The organism is Enterobacter sp. CPE_E1241 (assembly GCF_045618265.1).
GTDB lineage: Bacteria > Pseudomonadota > Gammaproteobacteria > Enterobacterales > Enterobacteriaceae > Enterobacter > Enterobacter adelaidei.
Genome location: NZ_JBIWYV010000001.1, coordinates 311457 through 329163, shown reverse-complemented (window position 1 = coordinate 329163; position 17707 = coordinate 311457). Strand labels below are relative to the sequence as shown.

At 55.5% G+C, this 17707-nt stretch carries 16 protein-coding genes and 1 pseudogene; 3 read left to right on the top strand and 14 right to left on the bottom strand.

Going from position 1 to position 17707, the window contains the following annotated elements:
* Positions 1 to 14 precede the first annotated feature (14 nt).
* Positions 15 to 621, bottom strand: a pseudogene (lexA, locus tag ACJ9Y9_RS01525) (transcriptional repressor LexA).
* A 107-nt stretch (positions 622 to 728) separates the two neighbouring features.
* Positions 729 to 1097 (bottom strand): diacylglycerol kinase, encoded by a 369-nt coding sequence (locus ACJ9Y9_RS01520; RefSeq protein WP_028017941.1) that lies wholly within the window; start codon positions 1095 to 1097, stop codon positions 729 to 731.
* Positions 1098 to 1250: 153 nt separating this feature from the next.
* Between ACJ9Y9_RS01520 and plsB the strand changes: the two genes are divergently transcribed.
* Positions 1251 to 3671 (top strand): glycerol-3-phosphate 1-O-acyltransferase PlsB, encoded by a 2421-nt coding sequence (gene plsB / locus ACJ9Y9_RS01515; protein WP_028017942.1) that lies wholly within the window; start codon positions 1251 to 1253, stop codon positions 3669 to 3671.
* Between the two features lie 117 nt (positions 3672 to 3788).
* On the opposite strand, the gene gntU is transcribed toward plsB, so the two are convergent.
* The 5 genes from gntU to ACJ9Y9_RS01490 form a co-directional block, all read right to left on the bottom strand.
* The gene (gntU, locus tag ACJ9Y9_RS01510; RefSeq protein WP_028017943.1) at positions 3789 to 5129 is read right to left on the bottom strand and encodes a gluconate transporter; all 1341 of its coding nucleotides are present in this window, start codon (positions 5127 to 5129) and stop codon (positions 3789 to 3791) included.
* A gap of 3 nt (positions 5130 to 5132) precedes the next feature.
* Positions 5133 to 5660: a gluconokinase gene (gene gntK, locus ACJ9Y9_RS01505; protein ID WP_008503362.1), complete on the bottom strand. Its 528-nt coding sequence runs from the start codon at positions 5658 to 5660 to the stop codon at positions 5133 to 5135.
* A 126-nt stretch (positions 5661 to 5786) separates the two neighbouring features.
* Positions 5787 to 6782, bottom strand: coding sequence for a gluconate operon transcriptional repressor GntR (gene gntR, locus ACJ9Y9_RS01500; protein ID WP_028017944.1), 996 nt, complete (start codon positions 6780 to 6782; stop codon positions 5787 to 5789).
* Between the two features lie 101 nt (positions 6783 to 6883).
* Entirely contained in the window at positions 6884 to 7579 is a 696-nt protein-coding gene (locus tag ACJ9Y9_RS01495) for a pirin family protein (protein WP_028017945.1), read from the bottom strand.
* A 123-nt stretch (positions 7580 to 7702) separates the two neighbouring features.
* Positions 7703 to 8740, bottom strand: a complete 1038-nt coding sequence (locus ACJ9Y9_RS01490) for an oxidoreductase (RefSeq protein ID WP_028017946.1) — start codon at positions 8738 to 8740, stop codon at positions 7703 to 7705.
* A gap of 256 nt (positions 8741 to 8996) precedes the next feature.
* Between ACJ9Y9_RS01490 and yhhY the strand changes: the two genes are divergently transcribed.
* Positions 8997 to 9485 (top strand): N-acetyltransferase, encoded by a 489-nt coding sequence (gene yhhY / locus ACJ9Y9_RS01485; protein WP_028017947.1) that lies wholly within the window; start codon positions 8997 to 8999, stop codon positions 9483 to 9485.
* A gap of 66 nt (positions 9486 to 9551) precedes the next feature.
* Here the strand turns inward: yhhY and ggt are convergent, their stop codons facing one another.
* Positions 9552 to 11297: a gamma-glutamyltransferase gene (gene ggt / locus ACJ9Y9_RS01480; protein WP_032666863.1), complete on the bottom strand. Its 1746-nt coding sequence runs from the start codon at positions 11295 to 11297 to the stop codon at positions 9552 to 9554.
* A gap of 123 nt (positions 11298 to 11420) precedes the next feature.
* On the opposite strand from ggt, the gene ACJ9Y9_RS01475 reads away from it, so the two are divergent.
* Positions 11421 to 11798, top strand: a complete 378-nt coding sequence (locus tag ACJ9Y9_RS01475) for a DUF2756 family protein (RefSeq protein WP_028017949.1) — start codon at positions 11421 to 11423, stop codon at positions 11796 to 11798.
* On the opposite strand, the gene ugpQ is transcribed toward ACJ9Y9_RS01475, so the two are convergent.
* The 6 genes from ugpQ to livF form a co-directional block, all read right to left on the bottom strand.
* The gene (gene ugpQ / locus ACJ9Y9_RS01470; RefSeq protein ID WP_028017950.1) at positions 11782 to 12528 is read right to left on the bottom strand and encodes a glycerophosphodiester phosphodiesterase; all 747 of its coding nucleotides are present in this window, start codon (positions 12526 to 12528) and stop codon (positions 11782 to 11784) included. The two genes, ACJ9Y9_RS01475 and ugpQ, sit on opposite strands and share 17 nt — an antisense overlap.
* Positions 12525 to 13595, bottom strand: coding sequence for a sn-glycerol-3-phosphate import ATP-binding protein UgpC (locus ACJ9Y9_RS01465; protein ID WP_028017951.1), 1071 nt, complete (start codon positions 13593 to 13595; stop codon positions 12525 to 12527). The genes ugpQ and ACJ9Y9_RS01465 overlap by 4 nt, the downstream gene beginning before the upstream one ends.
* A gap of 1 nt (position 13596) precedes the next feature.
* Positions 13597 to 14442, bottom strand: coding sequence for a sn-glycerol-3-phosphate ABC transporter permease UgpE (gene ugpE, locus ACJ9Y9_RS01460; protein ID WP_028017952.1), 846 nt, complete (start codon positions 14440 to 14442; stop codon positions 13597 to 13599).
* Positions 14439 to 15326: a sn-glycerol-3-phosphate ABC transporter permease UgpA gene (gene ugpA / locus ACJ9Y9_RS01455; RefSeq protein ID WP_023618241.1), complete on the bottom strand. Its 888-nt coding sequence runs from the start codon at positions 15324 to 15326 to the stop codon at positions 14439 to 14441. Before ugpA ends, ugpE begins: the two co-directional genes overlap by 4 nt.
* Positions 15327 to 15428: 102 nt before the next feature.
* Entirely contained in the window at positions 15429 to 16745 is a 1317-nt protein-coding gene (ugpB, locus tag ACJ9Y9_RS01450) for a sn-glycerol-3-phosphate ABC transporter substrate-binding protein UgpB (protein ID WP_028017953.1), read from the bottom strand.
* 248 nt (positions 16746 to 16993) lie between these two features.
* The gene (gene livF / locus ACJ9Y9_RS01445) at positions 16994 to 17707 is read right to left on the bottom strand and encodes a high-affinity branched-chain amino acid ABC transporter ATP-binding protein LivF (RefSeq protein ID WP_022651964.1); all 714 of its coding nucleotides are present in this window, start codon (positions 17705 to 17707) and stop codon (positions 16994 to 16996) included.

Here is a 17707-nt window from a genome sequence, read left to right as displayed (position 1 = left end):
CTGTCAGGAAGAGATTACAGCCATTCGCCGTTGCGAATCACCCCTACTGCCAGCCCTTCGATAGAGAAGTTCTGTTCGCGAAGATCCACCACAATCGGGGAGAATTCGCTGTTTTCAGGCAGCAGCTGTACGGTATTACCCTGTTTTTTCAGACGCTTAACGGTCACTTCGTCATCAATACGCGCGACCACACCTGGCCGTTTCGCACATCCTGCGTTTTGTGAACCGCAAGCAGATCACCGTCAAGAATACCGATGTCTTTCATCGACATGCCGCTTACGCGCAGCAGGAAATCAGCGCTCGGTTTAAACATCCCCGGATCGACCTGGTAGTGGCCTTCAATATGCTGCTGTGCCAGTAAAGGTTCACCGGCAGCAACACGCCCCACCAGCGGAATGCCCGTCTCCTCTTCCACCAGCAGGCGGATACCGCGTGACGCGCCCGAAACAATCTCAATCACGCCCTTACGCGCCAGCGCTTTCAGGTGTTCTTCGGCAGCATTCGGAGAACGGAAGCCCAGACGCTGAGCGATTTCCGCACGCGTGGGTGGCATACCCGTCTGGCCGATATGATCCCGGATGAGATCAAACACCTCTTGCTGCCGGTCGTTAACGCTTTCATTCCGCCCCCGGGTGTATATACAGTTATGCTGTGAGTATATACAGTCAAAGGCGATTTTGGAACCAAAAACTGCACAAAAAACCAGGGACTTAATTATTCCTCGAGGCTCATCGGAAATGTGACCAAAGCAGCGTGACCCAGGTAATGACCGCAGTAATAATCGCCAGCAACACGGCAGCGGAACCCATGTCTTTTGCCCGGCCAGAGAGCTCGTGGAAATCTGAACCAATCCGGTCAACAACGGCCTCAATAGCGCTATTGAGAATTTCCACTATCATCACCAACAGTACGGAGCCGATCAGAAGAACGCGTGTTATTGCATCAATATCAAGGAAGCAGGCGATAATCACCGCGATGATAGCGGCGACGCCCTCCTGACGAAAGGCGGCTTCATTGATCCACGCGGCACGGAAACCTTTCCAGGAATAGCCGGCGGCTTTGATGATTCGGGTTAACCCAGTGGTATTATTGGCCATTAAAAGAACCTTTTATTGGAAATAGCGTCAGTAACTAGAGTGGCAGCGCGTTTCGCTGCCCCTGAAGTATGACGGGTAACAACAGAAATTTTGCGCGCTTTCTGTTATCCTTGCGCCGCAATTGCATTATTAACCAGAGGCTTTACATCGTTTATGTCCGGCTGGCCACGAATTTACTACAAATTACTTAATTTACCATTAAGCATCCTGGTAAAAAGCAAGTCTATCCCAGCAGAACCCGCGCTGGAATTGGGGCTCGATACGTCGCGCCCCATTATGTACGTTTTGCCTTATAACTCGAAGGCAGACTTACTGACGCTTCGCGCCCAGTGCCTGGCGCATGACTTACCTGACCCGCTTGAACCGCTAGAAGTTGACGGTACTCTGCTGCCGCGCTATGTGTTCATTCACGGTGGACCGCGCGTGTTTACCTATTACACGCCAAAAGAAGAGTCCATCAAGCTGTTCCATGACTATCTCGACCTGCACCGCAGCAATCCTGATCTGGATGTGCAGATGGTGCCAGTATCGGTGATGTTTGGTCGTCGCCCGGGTCGTGAAAAAGGTGAAGAGAATCCACCGCTGCGCATGCTTAACGGCATCCAGAAGTTCTTCGCGGTCTCCTGGCTGGGACGCGACAGCTTTGTGCGTTTCTCCCCTTCCGTTTCGCTGCGTCGAATGGCGGACGAGCATGGCACCGACAAGATCATCGCGCAAAAACTGGCGCGCGTAGCGCGTATGCACTTCGCCCGTCAGCGCCTCGCTGCCGTTGGGCCGCGTCTCCCGGCGCGTCAGGATCTGTTCAACAAGCTGTTGGCCTCCAAAGCGATTGCCCGTGCCGTCGAAGACGAAGCACGCAGCAAGAAGATTTCACATGAGAAAGCCCAGCAGAACGCCATTGCGCTGATGGAAGAGATTGCAGCGAACTTCTCTTACGAGATGATTCGCCTGTCCGATCGTATTCTCAGCTTTACCTGGAACCGTCTCTATCAGGGCATCAACGTCCATAACGCCGAGCGTGTACGCCAACTGGCGCATGATGGCCATGAAATTGTCTATGTCCCCTGCCACCGCAGCCACATGGACTACCTGCTTCTCTCCTATGTGCTTTATCACCAGGGGCTGGTACCGCCGCATATCGCGGCCGGTATTAACCTGAACTTCTGGCCAGCAGGTCCGATTTTCCGTCGACTGGGCGCGTTCTTTATTCGTCGTACCTTCAAGGGCAACAAGCTCTACTCCACCGTGTTCCGCGAGTATCTGGGCGAGCTGTTCAGCCGCGGCTATTCCGTGGAGTACTTCGTGGAGGGCGGTCGTTCCCGTACCGGACGTCTGCTCGATCCGAAGACCGGCACGCTGTCCATGACCATTCAGGCCATGCTGCGCGGAGGAACTCGTCCAATCACGCTGGTGCCAATCTACATCGGCTATGAGCACGTAATGGAGGTGGGGACTTACGCTAAAGAGCTGCGTGGCGCGACTAAAGAGAAAGAGAGCCTGCCGCAAATGCTGCGCGGTTTGAGCAAGCTACGTAATCTCGGACAGGGCTACGTGAACTTTGGCGAGCCGATGCCGCTAATGACGTATCTGAACCATCACGTTCCGGAGTGGCGCGAGTCTATCGACCCTATCGAAGCGGTTCGTCCGGCCTGGCTGACGCCAACGGTCAACGGCATCGCGTCTGAGCTGATGGTGCGTATTAACAACGCCGGTGCGGCTAACGCTATGAACCTGTGTTGTACGGCGCTTCTGGCGTCTCGCCAGCGCTCACTGACTCGCGAACAGCTGACAGAGCAGCTCGATTGTTATCTCGATATGATGCGCAACGTCCCGTACTCGGTTGACTCGACGGTACCTTCTGCGAGCGCCAGTGAGCTTATCGATCACGCTTTGCAGATGAATAAGTTCGAAGTCGAAAAGGACACGATCGGCGACATCATCATTCTGCCGCGCGAGCAGGCCGTACTGATGACGTACTATCGCAACAATATCGCCCATATGCTGATGCTGCCGTCACTCATGGCAGCTATCATCACCCAGCATCGTCGTATTTCACGCCAGGAGCTATTGCGTCACGTTGACACGCTCTACCCGATGCTGAAAGCGGAGCTGTTCCTGCGCTGGAGCAAGGACGAACTGGCTGACGAGCTGGATAAACTGACGGAAGAACTGCGTCGTCAGGGGCTGATCACCGTTGTGAACGACGAGCTGCATATCAATCCGTCACGTTCCCGTACCCTGCAACTGCTGGCGGCCGGTGCGCGTGAAACGCTGCAGCGTTATGCCATTACATTCTGGTTGCTCAGTGCGAACCCGTCTATCAACCGTGGAACGCTGGAGAAAGAGAGCCGGACGCTGGCACAGCGACTGTCTGTATTGCACGGTATTAACGCTCCTGAATTTTTCGACAAAGCAGTCTTCAGTTCACTGGTTCTGACGCTGCGTGATGAAGGCTTTATCAGTGATACGGGCGATGCCGAGCCGGAAGAGACGCTGAAGGTCTATCAGATGCTGGCTGAACTGATTACGTCTGATGTGCGTCTGACGATTGAGAGTTCAACGCAGGGCGATTGACAATAAAAAGCCGGGCGGAGTTTTCACTCTTCCCGGCCTGTCATTCGCAGAATGATGAAGGCCCGGTAAGCGCTAACGCTACCGGGCCTTATTTTTAGCCTTGCCAAATCACCGCATTTAACTCAGCAGCGTAAAGGCAATCATCCCGACAATTGCGCCTGTCGTACCGAGGATGGTTTCCATCAGCGTCCAGGTTTTCAGCGTCTGCGCTTCGGTGGCACCGGTAAATTTACCGAAAAGCCAGAAACCTGCGTCATTCACGTGAGAAACCACGATAGACCCACCTGCAATACAGATAGACAGCGCAGCCATTTGCGCGCCTGAGTAATGCAGCTGTTCAATCACCGGCATCACCAGACCCACGGCGGTTAAACACGCGACGGTCGCAGAACCCTGAATGATACGCACCGCAGCCGCCAGCACGAAGCAGGTCACGGCTATCGGCAAGCCCATTCCGGTCAGCGCTTCACCCAGAGCGGGACCCACGCCGGAATCCACCAGAACCTGCTTGAACACCCCACCCGCACCGATAACCAGCAGAATAATGCCCGCAGGTTGCAGCGCATGACCGCAGATTTCCATTACTTTGTCTTTCGGCATCCCCTGACGCATCGCCAGGCCATAAATCGCCACCAGACACGCCACCAGGATCGCCGTGAACGGATGGCCAATAAACTCAAACCACTCGTACGCGCTGGAACCTACCGGCACAAAGCGCGCGGCAATGGTTTTCAGCCCAACGAGCACCAACGGGAGCAGGATCAGTGACAGACTGAAGCCGAAGGATGGCATTTTACCTTCGCCGAGGTGCGGCTCGGTGATGTCATCCGGAATGTGCAGTTCAACGTAACGGCTGATGAAGTTGCCCCACAGCGGACCGGCAATAATCATCCCCGGGATCGCCGCACACAGACCAATCAGGATCATCCAGCCGAAATCAGCGTGCATCTGAGATGCCAGCAGCATCGGCGCTGGCCCGGGCAGCAGGAACGCAGCTGCCGCTGCCACGCCCGCAAACAGTGGGATAACCAGCTTCACGAGGTTAGTCCCGGTGTGGCGCGCCATAGAGAACGCCACGCTAATCAGCAACACAACCGCCACTTCAAAGAACAGCGGCAGGGCACAAATCAGACCGGCCAGACCAATCGCATAATGCGCACGGTTATGTCCGAAGGATTTCAGCATCTTGACGGCTATCTGATCAACAGCGCCTGTCTCATGTAAAATCTTGCCAAACATCGCCCCAAGCGCGACGACAATCGCCAGGAAGCCCAGCGTACCGCCCATCCCTTTTTCCATGGTCGCTGCGATTTTGTCGAGCGGCATCCCGGAAAAGAGACCTGCACCAATAGAAACCACCATCAAAGCAACGAAAGCGTGCATACGCGCCTTCATCACTAAAAACAGCAGCAGCAACACGGAACCCACTGCTGTCAAAACAAGCGTTAATGTACTCAAAACTTACTGCCTTTTATTAATGACCTCGATGGTGCTGGCAACAACACCTTCCAGTGACTGATCGATATCAACCACTAAGACATCTTTCTCATCTTCACCCGGTTCCTGCAGCGCTTCGAACTGCGTCACCAGCATCTGAGTCTTGAAGAAGTGACCTTTGCGCGCCTTCAGACGGCTTTCAATCACCTCAAAATCCCCTTTCAGGTAGATGAAAGAGAGGTTCGGGTTGCCGTCACGCAGCAGGTCACGGTAGGTTTTTTTCAGCGCGGAGCAAACGATAAGGGAAACTTTGTTGGTGCGCTGCATCGCGAACGCGGCGTCATTCAGCGCCTGCAACCACGGTTTGCGGTCGTCGTCGTTCAGCGGCTCGCCGGAGGCCATTTTCATGATGTTGCTGCGCGGATGGAGGAAGTCACCATCAAGAAACGCAGCCTGGAGTTGATGCGCCACTTCGCTGGCCACGGCTGATTTCCCGCTACCGGAAACGCCCATCAGGACGTAGACGTGGTGATCATGATTAGTCGTGCTCAAAGGGTGTCCCTCAGTCAATTGTTACGGGTAACAGTTATCGGTAACATTGTCCTGCCGGGGCAAAAGAGAAGCAATATCCAAACGTGCGAGAAGTGAATAAGTGTGAGCTAGCTCAAATTTGTCAGCTCAAATAGATCCACCCGGTGACAAGGTGAAACCTAAATCTAACATTTTAGGGGTAACCGTCTCGCCACGAATGCGCGCCAGCAGGCGTTCTGCGCCAATACGCCCCATACGTTCACGCGGTGTCAGGACGCTCGCCAGACGCGGCTCCATGACCTGGCCGATATCGTGGCCGTGGAAACCGGCAATCGCCATATCACGCGGGATGGAAAGTCCCAGACGCTGACATTCGAACGCTGCACCGACAGCAAGGTCATCGTTGGTACAGAAAATACCGTCCAGTTGCGGATACTCGCGCCGCGCCTGACGCATCAGCTCAATACCCGACGTATAGGAAGAGGACTGCTCCACCATCACGCTGTACGGGATTAAGTTCGCGTCGAGCATCGCCTGCTCGTATCCCTTCTGTTTGATGATAGTACGTTCATCAAGACGCGCTCCCAGATAGGCGATGTGACGATGACCGCGCGCGATAATCGCCGCCGTCATCTGACGTGCCGCTTCGAAGTTATCAAAACCCACGGCGATATCGAGGCATGGGGACTGGCTGTCCATCAGCTCCACCACCGGAATGCCCGCCACTTCGATCATCTTCAGCGTGCGCGGCGTGTGGGTACGTTCCGTTAAGATCAGGCCGTCGATGTTCCAGGAAAGCATGGACTCAAGACGTTCCTCTTCCAGCTCCGGCTTGTACCCATAGTGCGCAAGCATGGTCTGATAACCAAACGCATCGGTCACACTTTCAATTCCGCGCAGCACTTCGGCGAAAACCTGGTTGGTTAAAGAGGGAAGCAGGACGCCCACCGCACGACTGGTCGCATTGGAGAGAATATCGGGTGCGCGGTTAGGGATATAACCCAGTTCATCAAGAGCCGCGGCAATCTTGCCACGCAGCGCCACGGAAACCTGCTCCGGGTTACGTAAAAAGCGGCTGACCGTCATTTTGGTCACACCAACGCGGTCGGCGACATCCTGAAGTACGGGGCGTTTCTTTTTCATCGTCCTGAGAAATCTTGAAGTGAGAGATTTGCTCAGTTTATCACGGACAAAGCCCAACCTTCCCCTGTCAGAGGGAAGGTTGGGCATTTATTTATGATTTATTACACCGGAGGCAGGTCAAACAGCAGAATTTCACTCTCGCTGTCAGCGTGTACGGAGATCGCCTGCTCGTCCCAGATGGCCAGGCCATCAGCCGTTGTTGCTTTAGTACCGTTGATGGTGACTTCACCTTTCACCACCTGGATCCAGATGCGGCGGTTAGCAGCAATCTGATGAACAGACTGTTCGTCTTTCGCCAGCGCCCAGCGATACAGTTCCATATCCTGATGCACTTTCAGGGAGCCTTCTCGCGCATCCGGGGACAGCACCAGCTGTTTACCCTGTTTAGCGTCGAAGCGGCGCTGCTCATAGCGTGGCGTGATGCCGGTTTCTTCTGGAATAATCCAGATTTGATACAGGTGCAGTTTTTCCGTTTTGCTCGGGTTATACTCAGAGTGACGCACCCCGGTACCCGCGCTCATAATCTGGAATTCGCCCGCAGGAACCTGCTCTTTGTTGCCCATGCTGTCCTGGTGTTCAACCGCGCCTTCCAGCACATAGGTCAGAATTTCCATGTCTTTGTGCGGGTGAGTGCCGAAGCCCTGTCCTGCATCAATCACGTCGTCGTTAATCACGCGCAGTGCGGAGAAGCCCATGAAGTTCGGGTCGTAGTAGTCGGCAAACGAGAATGAATGCCATGAGTCCAGCCAGCCATGATTCGCGTGACCACGTTCGTTTGCTTTGCGTAAGTAGATCATTGTTTTCACCCTCAGTTCGTTTCGATGGAGTAAGTGTGGACGCAAATGGCCTGGGATCATAGAGGGTGAAAATTGACTCCTCTGTTCAAAAATTATGAACAAGCGCAGAGGAGCCATTTTTGCTTATTTCGCGAGGGTTACCGTGGCAGGAGAAGCCTGTTCAAAGGCCCGTTCAAGGATTTCAAGGTTAGTCAGAACGTCAGATTCCTTGACGTAATTCGCCGCACCGCTATGGATAGTCGCAAACAGTGCATCGTACACGCGGCCATAATCACCCACCTCGGGCTTCAGCTCTTCTCTGGCTGTCGTGCCATCCGCCTTCACATATTCCAGCACGCCAACCGAATCATCCGCCGCAAAGCCCGGTTCACCCGGCATGATATTGGCCTTCAGGCTGGTCTCCTGCTGGTCAATACCGTATTTGATAAACGAGCCTTTCGTACCGTGAACGATAAATTTCGGATAGTCGATTTTCACCAGATGGCTGGTTTTGACAATGGCTTTCAGGTCGCCGTAGAACAGCTGCGCTTCAAACGTGTCGTCCGGGTTGGCTTTGTTACGCAGACTGCGGATGTCATATGCCACGTGGTCCGGGCGACCAAACAGGGAGATGACCTGATCCATGGTGTGTACACCCAGCCCATAGAACGCGCCATCCTGAGGCAGACCAGGTTGGGTTTCTGCCACCGGGCGATAGTAGTCAAAATGACTTTCAATCTCGACGATGTCACCGAGCTTACCGCTCTCAATCGCTTTTTTCGCCGTCAGGAAACAGCTGTCAAAGCGACGGTTTTGATATGGCGTAACGGTCAGCCCTTTGCTTTTCGCCAGTGCGAACAACGCCTTCGCTTCGGCGATGGTCGGCGTAAACGGCTTCTCCACCAGCACGTTTTTGCCTGCTTCCAGGGCGCGTTTCGCGTAGTCAAAATGGCTGTCAGCATGAGTACAGACAACGACCAGTTTCACCTGCGGATCGTTAAGGATTTCGTCCAGATCGCTGGTGAAATGGATGTGGGAATACTGCGGAGACTGCTCCTCTGGCTTCGCGCGGCGGCGGTAGATATGGGCCACATGCCAGGAATCTTTACGGTGAAGGACATACGGAAGGTGATAGCGGGTCGTACTTTTACCAAATCCAATAAATGCGCAATGTAGTGTCATGGCTCAGTCCTTTTGGAAGGTTACTGAGATCTACCATAACAAAAAAAAAGCCAGCTAAAAGCTGGCTAAAGTAATACTGGAAGCAATGTGAGCAATGTCGTGCTTTCAGGTTCCCGTAGCGGTCTTCCTGAATGCAGGACAATAATAATCATTCTCATTCGCAGTTGTCCAATACTTTTTTGCAAAAAATAGCGGTTGACTCAAATTTTAAAGTCACTGATGTTAAAGAGGACATTAACCCACAGAGGACGAAGGAATGAGTGAGATAGTGATACGCCACGCTGAACCGAAAGATTATGACGCCATTCGTCAGATTCACGCCCAGCCGGAGGTGTACCACAACACGCTACAAGTCCCTCATCCTTCTATGGAAATGTGGCAGATGCGGCTAAGCGATCAGACCGGGATTAAGCAGTTAGTTGCCTGCATTGATGATATCGTCGTCGGGCATCTCACGATTGATGTCGCACAGCGGCCGCGCCGCAGCCACGTCGCTGATTTCGGTATTTGTGTAGGGGCGCAGTGGCACAACCGCGGCGTTGCCAGCGCGCTGCTTCGCACCATGATTGATATGTGCGACAACTGGCTGCGGGTTGATCGTATTGAGCTGACGGTGTTTGTCGACAACGAACCGGCCATTGCGGTCTACAAGAAGCACGGATTTGAAATTGAAGGCACCGGCAAACGTTACGGGCTGCGCAACGGTGAGTATGTCGATGCGTATTATATGGCGAGAATGAAGTAGTTTGTTGCCCTCACCCCGGCCCTCTCCCCTATGAGCAGAGGGTTAGGGTTAGGGTGAGGGGAACAATCAATACCCCGCCGTTAAATCATCCACCGAACGCGGGTCCGATGCCCCAAACAGTGCGCCATCCGGCCCGACCATAATGCTCTGGGTGCTCCCCATCGCCTCTTTCACCGCCACCTTCTGTCCGCGCTGCTCCAGCAGTTTGATCGTATCCGGGCTAAAGCCCTTCTCGATACGCAGCTCATCCGGCAGCCACTGATGGTGGAAACGCGGGGCATTGGTCGCTTCGGCAACGTTCATCCCAAAGTCGATACTGTTCACGACCATTTGCAGCACAGTAGTGATAATACGGCTACCACCAGGACTACCGGTCACCAGCCAGGTTTTACCGTCTTTCACCACGATGGTAGGCGACATAGACGACAATGGACGCTTCTTCGGCCCCACCGCATTCGCATCACCACCGACCAGCCCGTAGACGTTCGGCACGCCCGGTTTGGCAGAGAAATCATCCATCTCGTTATTCAGCAGAATGCCGCTATTGCCCGCCACAATCCCGGTGCCGAAGGTGGTATTCAGCGTATAGGTCACCGCCACCGCGTTACCGTCTTTATCCACCACCGAGAAATGGGTGGTCTGGTTGCTTTCGTACGGTGCCAGCTTGCCCGGGCGGATCTCACTCGACGGCTTAGCCTTGTTGATGTCGATCTGTTCTGCAATCGATTTGGCATAAGCCTTATTGGTCAGCGCCTGCCACGGCACCTTCACGAAGTCCGGATCGCCGAGATATTCCGAACGGTCAGCGTAGGCATGCTTTTCCGCCTCGGCCATCACCTGCATGGCATCGGCACTGCCGAAGCCGAATTTGTGCATATCGAAGTTTTCAAGAATGTTGAGGATCTGCACGATGTGAATGCCACCAGAGGACGGCGGTGGCATGGAGAAGACTTCGTAGCCGCGATAGGTTCCACTGATCGGCGCACGCTCCACCGCCTTGTATTCTGCCAGATCCGCTTTGGTGATGAGCCCGCCGTTCTTTTGCATCTCTTCAGCAATCTGGTCTGCAATCGCGCCTTTGTAGAAGGCGTCCGGGCCGTGCTCCGCAATCAGCTCCAGGCTTTTGGCAAGGTTCTTCTGCACCAGCTTGTCGCCCTTCTTCAGCGGCTCACCGTCTTTCCAGAAGATCGCCTTGCTGTTTTCATGGTTCGGAATGACTTCACTACCGTAGGTTTTGAGATCGTCGGCCAGGGCGTCATTCACAATAAAGCCATCCCGCGCCAGCTTGATGGCAGGCTGCACGACTTTGTTCAGCGGCAGAGTGCCGTATTTTTCCAGCGCCAGCGAGAAACCCGCCACGGTGCCCGGCGTGCCGGACGCGAGATGCGAGGTCAGCGATTTTTTGCTGTCCGGATTGCCCTGATCGTCAAGGAACATATCACGGGAAGCCTTGCCGGGAGCCATTTCACGGAAGTCGATAGCCGTGGTTCTCCCGTCTTTGGTGCGCAGCATCATAAAACCCCCGCCCCCCAGGTTACCCGCCTGCGGATGCGTCACCGCCAGCGCGTACCCGACGGCAACAGCCGCATCCACCGCGTTACCGCCCTGCTTGAGAATATCGACGCCCACTTTTGTTGCCAGCGCATCCACCGAAGCCACCATGCCATGTGTCGCCCGCACGGGATGGAAAACATCTTCCTCCACGCCGTAAGAGACTGGCGGTGCCGCTGGCGGGTTGGCCGCCACGCTAAATGTGCCGCCTGCCATCAGCGCGGCGATCGCTACCCAGCGTAAAAATGTTGGTTTGATCATTATTGTTCTCCAGGTGAAGGGATCCATATTCCCCGCTTAAGCCTGGTTCACAACTCCTAAAAAATCATCGTCATGGTGAAATCAGGGTAAACTTAAGAGAGGCCTCAAAAGGAGGAAATGACAATGAAACGCTTACTGATTCTTACCGCGCTGTTACCGTTTACCGCGCTCGCACAGCCACTGAATACCATGAACAATCCGAACCAGCAGGGTTATGTCATTCCGAGCCAGCAGCGTATGCAGACGGAGATGATGAGCCAGCAGCAACAGCAAAAAGGGATGCTTAACCAGCAGTTGAAAACGCAGACCCAGATGCAACAGCAAAACCTGCAAAATCAGATGAACGCCAACACTCAGCGCGTGCAGCAGGGTCAGGTACGGGAACAGCCGCTGCCCAACCATAACGGTGGCATGTTAGGCAACGGAACAATGCAGAGCAGCGGACAGCAGCATATGCTGCCGCAGCAGTCGAACGGCAGTATGCTTAATCCGCAGAACTAAAGTCCGGGCCGATCAGGTCAATCGCATCGGTACAGATGCTGTCCACGCCCCAGCGCAGCAGTTCGGCTGCACGCTGGGGTTTATTGACGGTGTAGACCAGAATATGCAGACCCGCGTCTTTCAGCATCTTCACGCGCACCTCATCCAGCAGCTTGTGATTGAGATGGATAGAGACACACGCTAAGCGCTTCGTCAGCTCGCGCCAGTCCTCGCGCCACTCGTCCAGCAGCAGCCCACGCGGCAACTCGGGCACGGCCGCCTGTGCCGCTTCCAGCGCGTCAATTTCGAACGAGGAGAGCAACGGCGCGGTCATTCCTTCCCACAACTCACGCGCTGCCAGCGCGATGACCTTGCCCGTTATCGGCCCGGTGCTGGTTGTCGGTTTGATTTCAATGTTGGCCATCATGCCGTGCTGACGGCAGCGGTCCGCCACTTCCGCCAGCAGCGGCAGCGGCTCGCCTTTGAATTCGCCGCTGTACCAGCTTCCGGCATCCACTTTCAGCAGATCGCGCCACGGCAGTTCACCCGCCACGCCCCAGCCGTTGCTGGTGCGTTCGAGGTTATCGTCATGCAGCAGGAAAATTTCGCCGTCTTTCGACAGCTTGGCGTCGAATTCAATCATTGTGTGACCGTAACGTGCGCCAACATCAATTGCCGCCAGGGTGTTTTCCGGCGCCAGTTTACCGCCGCCACGGTGGGCGACAATATGGGGATAAGGCCAGTTGCTCATACTCGTTGTCCTGTTTCACCGTCAAATAAGTGCAGGTGATTTTCCGGCAGATGCAGCCACAACGTGCTGCCGGCTTTAGGGCGTTCCTGATGTGCCAGACGCACCACCATTTTTTGCTCGCCCCAACGTCCGTGCGCCAGGTTATCAGCCCCCAGCATCTCCAGCGTATCCATCACCAGCGGTACGCCGCCTTCCGCCTGAGAGGTTAAACCAATATGCTCTGGGCGGATACCGAGCGTCATTTTACGCCCGGCGTAGCCACGATAGTACCAGTTGATTGGCAATGCCATCCCGCTTTCCAGCTCAAAATGGGTTCCAGCACTGCTGATACGCCCTTCCAGCAGGTTCATTGCCGGGCTGCCGATAAAGCTCGCCACAAAGCGGGTGGCCGGTTTTTCATACACTTCAACCGGGGTGCCGATCTGCTCAGCTATCCCCTTGTTCATCACCATCACGCGCTGGGCGAGCGTCATCGCTTCGACCTGATCGTGGGTCACGTACAAAGAGGTGGTTTTCAGGCGGCGATGCAGCTGCTGTAGCTCCAGGCGCATCTGCACGCGCAGCTTGGCGTCGAGGTTGGAGAGCGGTTCATCAAACAGGAACACCGCCGGGTCACGCACAATCGCGCGCCCCATCGCCACACGCTGACGCTGACCGCCGGAAAGCTCACGCGGTCGGCGCTTCAGCAGGCCATCCAGCTCCAGAATGCGGGCCGCTTCTCTCACGCGCTCCTCGATATGCCCTTTGCCCATCCCACGGATTTTCAGCCCCCAGGCCATGTTCTCTTCCACACTCATGTGCGGATAGAGCGCATAGTTCTGGAACACCATCGCGATGCCTCTGTCTTTCGGCTCCATTTCGGTGACGCGCTGACGGTCAATCCAGATATCCCCGGAGGTCACGCGCTCAAGCCCCGCAACCATGCGCAACAAGGTGGATTTACCGCAGCCGGACGGCCCGACCATCACGATAAATTCGCCGTCCGCCACGTCGAGCGTTAACGGCTGAATAACCTGGGTTTTGCCATCCCAGCTTTTAGTCACTGCCTGAAGTTTTAAACCTGCCATCTTATTTCTCACTGTCCACTAAACCACGCACAAACGCACGCTGCATGGCTAAAACGATAACGACCGGGGGGATAAGGGTGAGCAGCATCGCCGCCATCACCTGGTTCCAGAGGGTGGTGCCTTCACCAGTGGCGATCATGCCTTTGATGCCCGCCACGGCAGTGCCGAGGTTGACGTCCTGAATAATCAGCAGCGGCCACAGGTACTGGTTCCAGCCGTAAATAAAGGTGATCACAAACAGCGCCGCGAGGTTGGTTTTCGACAGCGGCAGCACGATGTCGCGGAAGAAGCGCATCGGTGAAGCGCCGTCGATACGCGCGGCTTCAATCAGCTCGTCCGGCAGGGTCATAAAGAACTGGCGGAACAGGAAGGTGGCGGTCGCCGAGGCCATCAACGGCAGGGTTAAGCCCGCATAGCTGTCGAGCATCCCAAGATTGGCGATGACCTCCACCGTCGGGAAGATTCGCACCTCCACCGGCAACATCAGGGTGATGAAGATCATCCAGAAGAACAGGTTGCGTAGCGGAAAGCGGAACCAGACGATGGCAAAGGCCGAGAGCATCGACACCGTAATTTTGCCCACCGTGATACCGAACGCCATGATGAAGCTGTTGAGCATCATCAACCAGAACGGCGCGCTGTTAACGCCCACGCCCTGCGTCCAGATGGTCGACATATTCTCGAAAAGATGACCGCCCGGGATCAGCGTCATCGGCGTATCAAACACCGCTTTGGTGTCCAGCGTGGCGGCGACAAAGGCCACGTACAGCGGGAACAGGATGACAATAATCCCTAAAATCAGCATGGTATGGCTGAAAATCGTCAGCCCGCGACGGTTCTCAATCATTGGTAGCGCACCTTACTTTCGACATAACGGAACTGCACCACCGTGAGGATGATGACAAGGAACATCAGCACGACGGATTGCGCTGCGGAGGCAGAGAGATCCAGGCCAGCAAAACCTTCGCGGTAGATCTTATAGATAAGCGTCGTTGTCGCCTGCACCGGGCCGCCTGCGGTCGCTGCGTCGATCACCGGGAAGGTATCGAAGAAGGCGTACACGAGGTTGACCACCAGCAGGAAGAAACTCACCGGGGCGATCAGCGGCAGCGACAGCCTGAAGAAACGACGAATAGGCCCTGCGCCGTCAATTGCCGCAGCTTCCACCAGCGAGCGCGGAATGGACTGCAGCGCGGCAAAGAAGAACAGGAAGTTGTAGCTGATCTGCTTCCACACCGAGGCGAATACCACCAGGAACATCGCCTGGCCGCTGTTCTGCGCGTGGTTCCAGTCGTAGCCGAACTCTGCCAGGAAGTGGGTAATCAGCCCGCGCCCAGGGTTAAACAGGAAGATCCACAGCACGGCAGCGACGGCGGGCGCAACGGCGTAAGGCAGCAGCATCAGGGTCTGATACAGACGGCTGCCGCGCACCACGTAATCCACCAGCGCGGCGAAAAACAGCGAGGCAACAAGGCCGCTGACGGTGACCAGCGCGCTGAACTTCATCGTCGTCCAGAAGGAGTCCAGGTAGTAGCTGTCATGGAACAGCGCGGTGAAGTTGTCCAGGCCAACAAACTGGCTGGAAAGCCCGAAGGGATCGACGCTTTGCACCGAGTACCACAGCGCTTCGCCCGCAGGCCAGATAAAGAAGATAACGGTGATGACCAGCTGTGGCGCGACCAGCAGATAGGGCAGCCAGCGGGACCGGAACACCGGACGGGATGATGACATTGAGATTTGGTTCCTGAACAATGCCGGGTGGCGGCTACGCCTTACCCGGCCTACATGGGGCACGTCGTAGGCCCGGTAAGCGCAGCGCCACCGGGCATTTTTTTACGATTTGGTCGACTGCTCAAAGCGGCGCAGCAGCTGATTTCCGCGCTCTACCGCAGAGTCCAGCGCCTGCTGTGGCGTTTTCTTCCCGGTCCACACGCTTTCCAGCTCTTCATCGACGATGGTGCGGATCTGCGGCATATTGCCCAGACGCAGACCTTTGGTGTACGGCAACGGCGGCTTGTTCAGCATCTGACGCGTCGCGATGTCCGCGCCCGGGTTCTTGCTGTAGAAGCCCTGCTCGCGGGTCAGGTCATAGGCGGCTTTGGTGATTGGCAGGTAACCGGTTTTCTGGTGCCATTCGGCGGCATTTTCTGGTTTTGCCAGGAAGTCGAGGAACTCGGCTACGCCTTTGTAGGTCCCTTTGTCTTTGCCCTGCATCACCCACAGGCTTGCCCCGCCGATGATGGCGTTCTGCGGTGCGCCTTTCACGTCAGCGTCGTAAGGCATCATGCCCACGCCGTAGTTGAATTTGGCGTAATGACGGATGTCTGCCAGCGAGCCGGAAGAAGCGGTAGTAATAGCGCAATCGCCGTTGTAGAACTTCTCGGTGGATTCGTCTTTACGGCCGTAGTAGCTGAAATCGCCCTTCTTGTTGAGTTCTTCCAGCAGCGCAATGTGTTTCACCTGCTCTGGCTTATTGAACTCCAGGACCGCGTCAGTGCCGTCGAAACCGTTGTTTTTGGTCGCCACCGGCAGGCCATGCCAGGCGCTGAAGTTTTCAATCTGGATCCAGCCCTGCCAGCCGCTCGCATAACCGCACTTCATCCCTGCCGCTTTCAGCTTCGCGGTGTACTCCGCCAGATCCTGCCAGGTTTTTGGCGGCTGCTCTGGATCTAAACCGGCTTTTTTGAAGGCGTCTTTGTTGTAGTACAGCACAGGGGTGGAGCTGTTAAACGGCTGTGACAGCAGGTGGCCAGTTTTGGAATCGGTGTAGTAACCGGAAACGGTCGGTACGAACTGGGATTCGTCGAAGTTGATACCCGCGTCTTTAAAGACTTCGTACACCGGTTTGATGGCTTTAGAGGCCATCATGGTGGCGGTACCCACTTCATAAACCTGTAACAGCGCAGGCGCGTTGCCGGTACGGAAAGCAGCGATACCTGCGCTCAGGCTCTGCTCGTAGTTACCTTTATACACCGGCACAATTTTGTAATCCGGATGGGTGTCGTTGAAACGCTGCGCCAGGGAGTCAACTTCTTTACCCAACTCCCCTTCCATGGAATGCCAGAACGGAATGGTGGTGACAGCCATTGCGTTCGTCGCAAAAGCCAGACCAATTGCCAGACCCAAAGCTGTGTGTCGTAACGATGTCATTGTCATCTCTCTTATTGTGCCGGATGCGCGATATCACGCGTTTTATGCTCGCGAGGTAACATGACATGCTCGAATGACAGAAAAATAACTGTTTGTTTACAGATAAGTGACAGCCAGGCGTCAGGGGGATGATGGTTGTGTGAAGGGGGTTGGGGGTGAAAAAAAGCCGGGTGGCGGCTACGCCTTACCCGGCCTACTCGATCCTGTAGGCCCGGTAAGCGTAAGCGCCACCGGGCGATGAAGACGGCTCAGCCGCCTAAATAAGCGCTCCGCACCGCCTCGTTCGCGAGCAGCGCGTCTCCGGTATCAGAAAGCACCACGCGGCCGTTCTCCAGCACGTAGCCACGGTCTGCAAGCTTCAGCGCCTGGTTAGCATTCTGCTCGACGAGGAAGATGGTCATCCCCTCTTTACGCAACTGTTCGATAGTGTCGAAAATCTGCTGGATGATGATTGGCGCAAGCCCCAACGACGGTTCATCGAGCAGCAACAATCGCGGCTGGCTCATCAGCGCACGGCCAATCGCCAGCATCTGCTGTTCACCACCGGACATAGTGCCCGCACGCTGAATACGGCGTTCCCACAGGCGCGGGAAGAGTTCATACACCCACTTGATACGGGTCTGGTATTCATCGCGGTGGGCGAAAAACCCGCCCATCGCCAGGTTCTCTTCGACCGTCATGCGGGAAAACACGCGGCGCCCTTCCGGCACAATCGCCACGGCTTCACGCATGATCCTGGCGGTCTGCCAGTCGGTAATGTCTTTGCCATCAAACACAATTCGCCCGCTGGTCGCGCGCGGGTCACCGCACAGGGTGCCGAGCAGTGTGGTTTTGCCCGCGCCGTTGGCCCCAATCAGGGTGACGATTTCACCCTGATTGATATGAAGGCTGACATCGTGCAGCGCCTGAATCTTGCCGTAGTGCGCATTGACCTTGTCGAACGTTAACATCGCTTTTTCCAT

Coding starts and splice junctions, on each gene's coding strand:
- ggt (WP_032666863.1), bottom strand. CDS start 11,297: ATGATCAAACCAACATTTTTACGCTGGGTAGCGATCGCCGCGCTGATG.
- ACJ9Y9_RS01495 (WP_028017945.1), bottom strand. CDS start 7,579: ATGATCTACTTACGCAAAGCAAACGAACGTGGTCACGCGAATCATGGC.
- ACJ9Y9_RS01520 (WP_028017941.1), bottom strand. CDS start 1,097: ATGGCCAATAATACCACTGGGTTAACCCGAATCATCAAAGCCGCCGGC.
- ugpB (WP_028017953.1), bottom strand. CDS start 16,745: ATGACATCGTTACGACACACAGCTTTGGGTCTGGCAATTGGTCTGGCT.
- ACJ9Y9_RS01490 (WP_028017946.1), bottom strand. CDS start 8,740: ATGACACTACATTGCGCATTTATTGGATTTGGTAAAAGTACGACCCGC.
- gntR (WP_028017944.1), bottom strand. CDS start 6,782: ATGAAAAAGAAACGCCCCGTACTTCAGGATGTCGCCGACCGCGTTGGT.
- ACJ9Y9_RS01475 (WP_028017949.1), top strand. CDS start 11,421: ATGAAACGCTTACTGATTCTTACCGCGCTGTTACCGTTTACCGCGCTC.
- yhhY (WP_028017947.1), top strand. CDS start 8,997: ATGAGTGAGATAGTGATACGCCACGCTGAACCGAAAGATTATGACGCC.
- ugpE (WP_028017952.1), bottom strand. CDS start 14,442: ATGATTGAGAACCGTCGCGGGCTGACGATTTTCAGCCATACCATGCTG.
- ACJ9Y9_RS01465 (WP_028017951.1), bottom strand. CDS start 13,595: ATGGCAGGTTTAAAACTTCAGGCAGTGACTAAAAGCTGGGATGGCAAA.
- ugpA (WP_023618241.1), bottom strand. CDS start 15,326: ATGTCATCATCCCGTCCGGTGTTCCGGTCCCGCTGGCTGCCCTATCTG.
- plsB (WP_028017942.1), top strand. CDS start 1,251: ATGTCCGGCTGGCCACGAATTTACTACAAATTACTTAATTTACCATTA.
- livF (WP_022651964.1), bottom strand. CDS start 17,707: ATGGAAAAAGCGATGTTAACGTTCGACAAGGTCAATGCGCACTACGGC.
- ugpQ (WP_028017950.1), bottom strand. CDS start 12,528: ATGAGCAACTGGCCTTATCCCCATATTGTCGCCCACCGTGGCGGCGGT.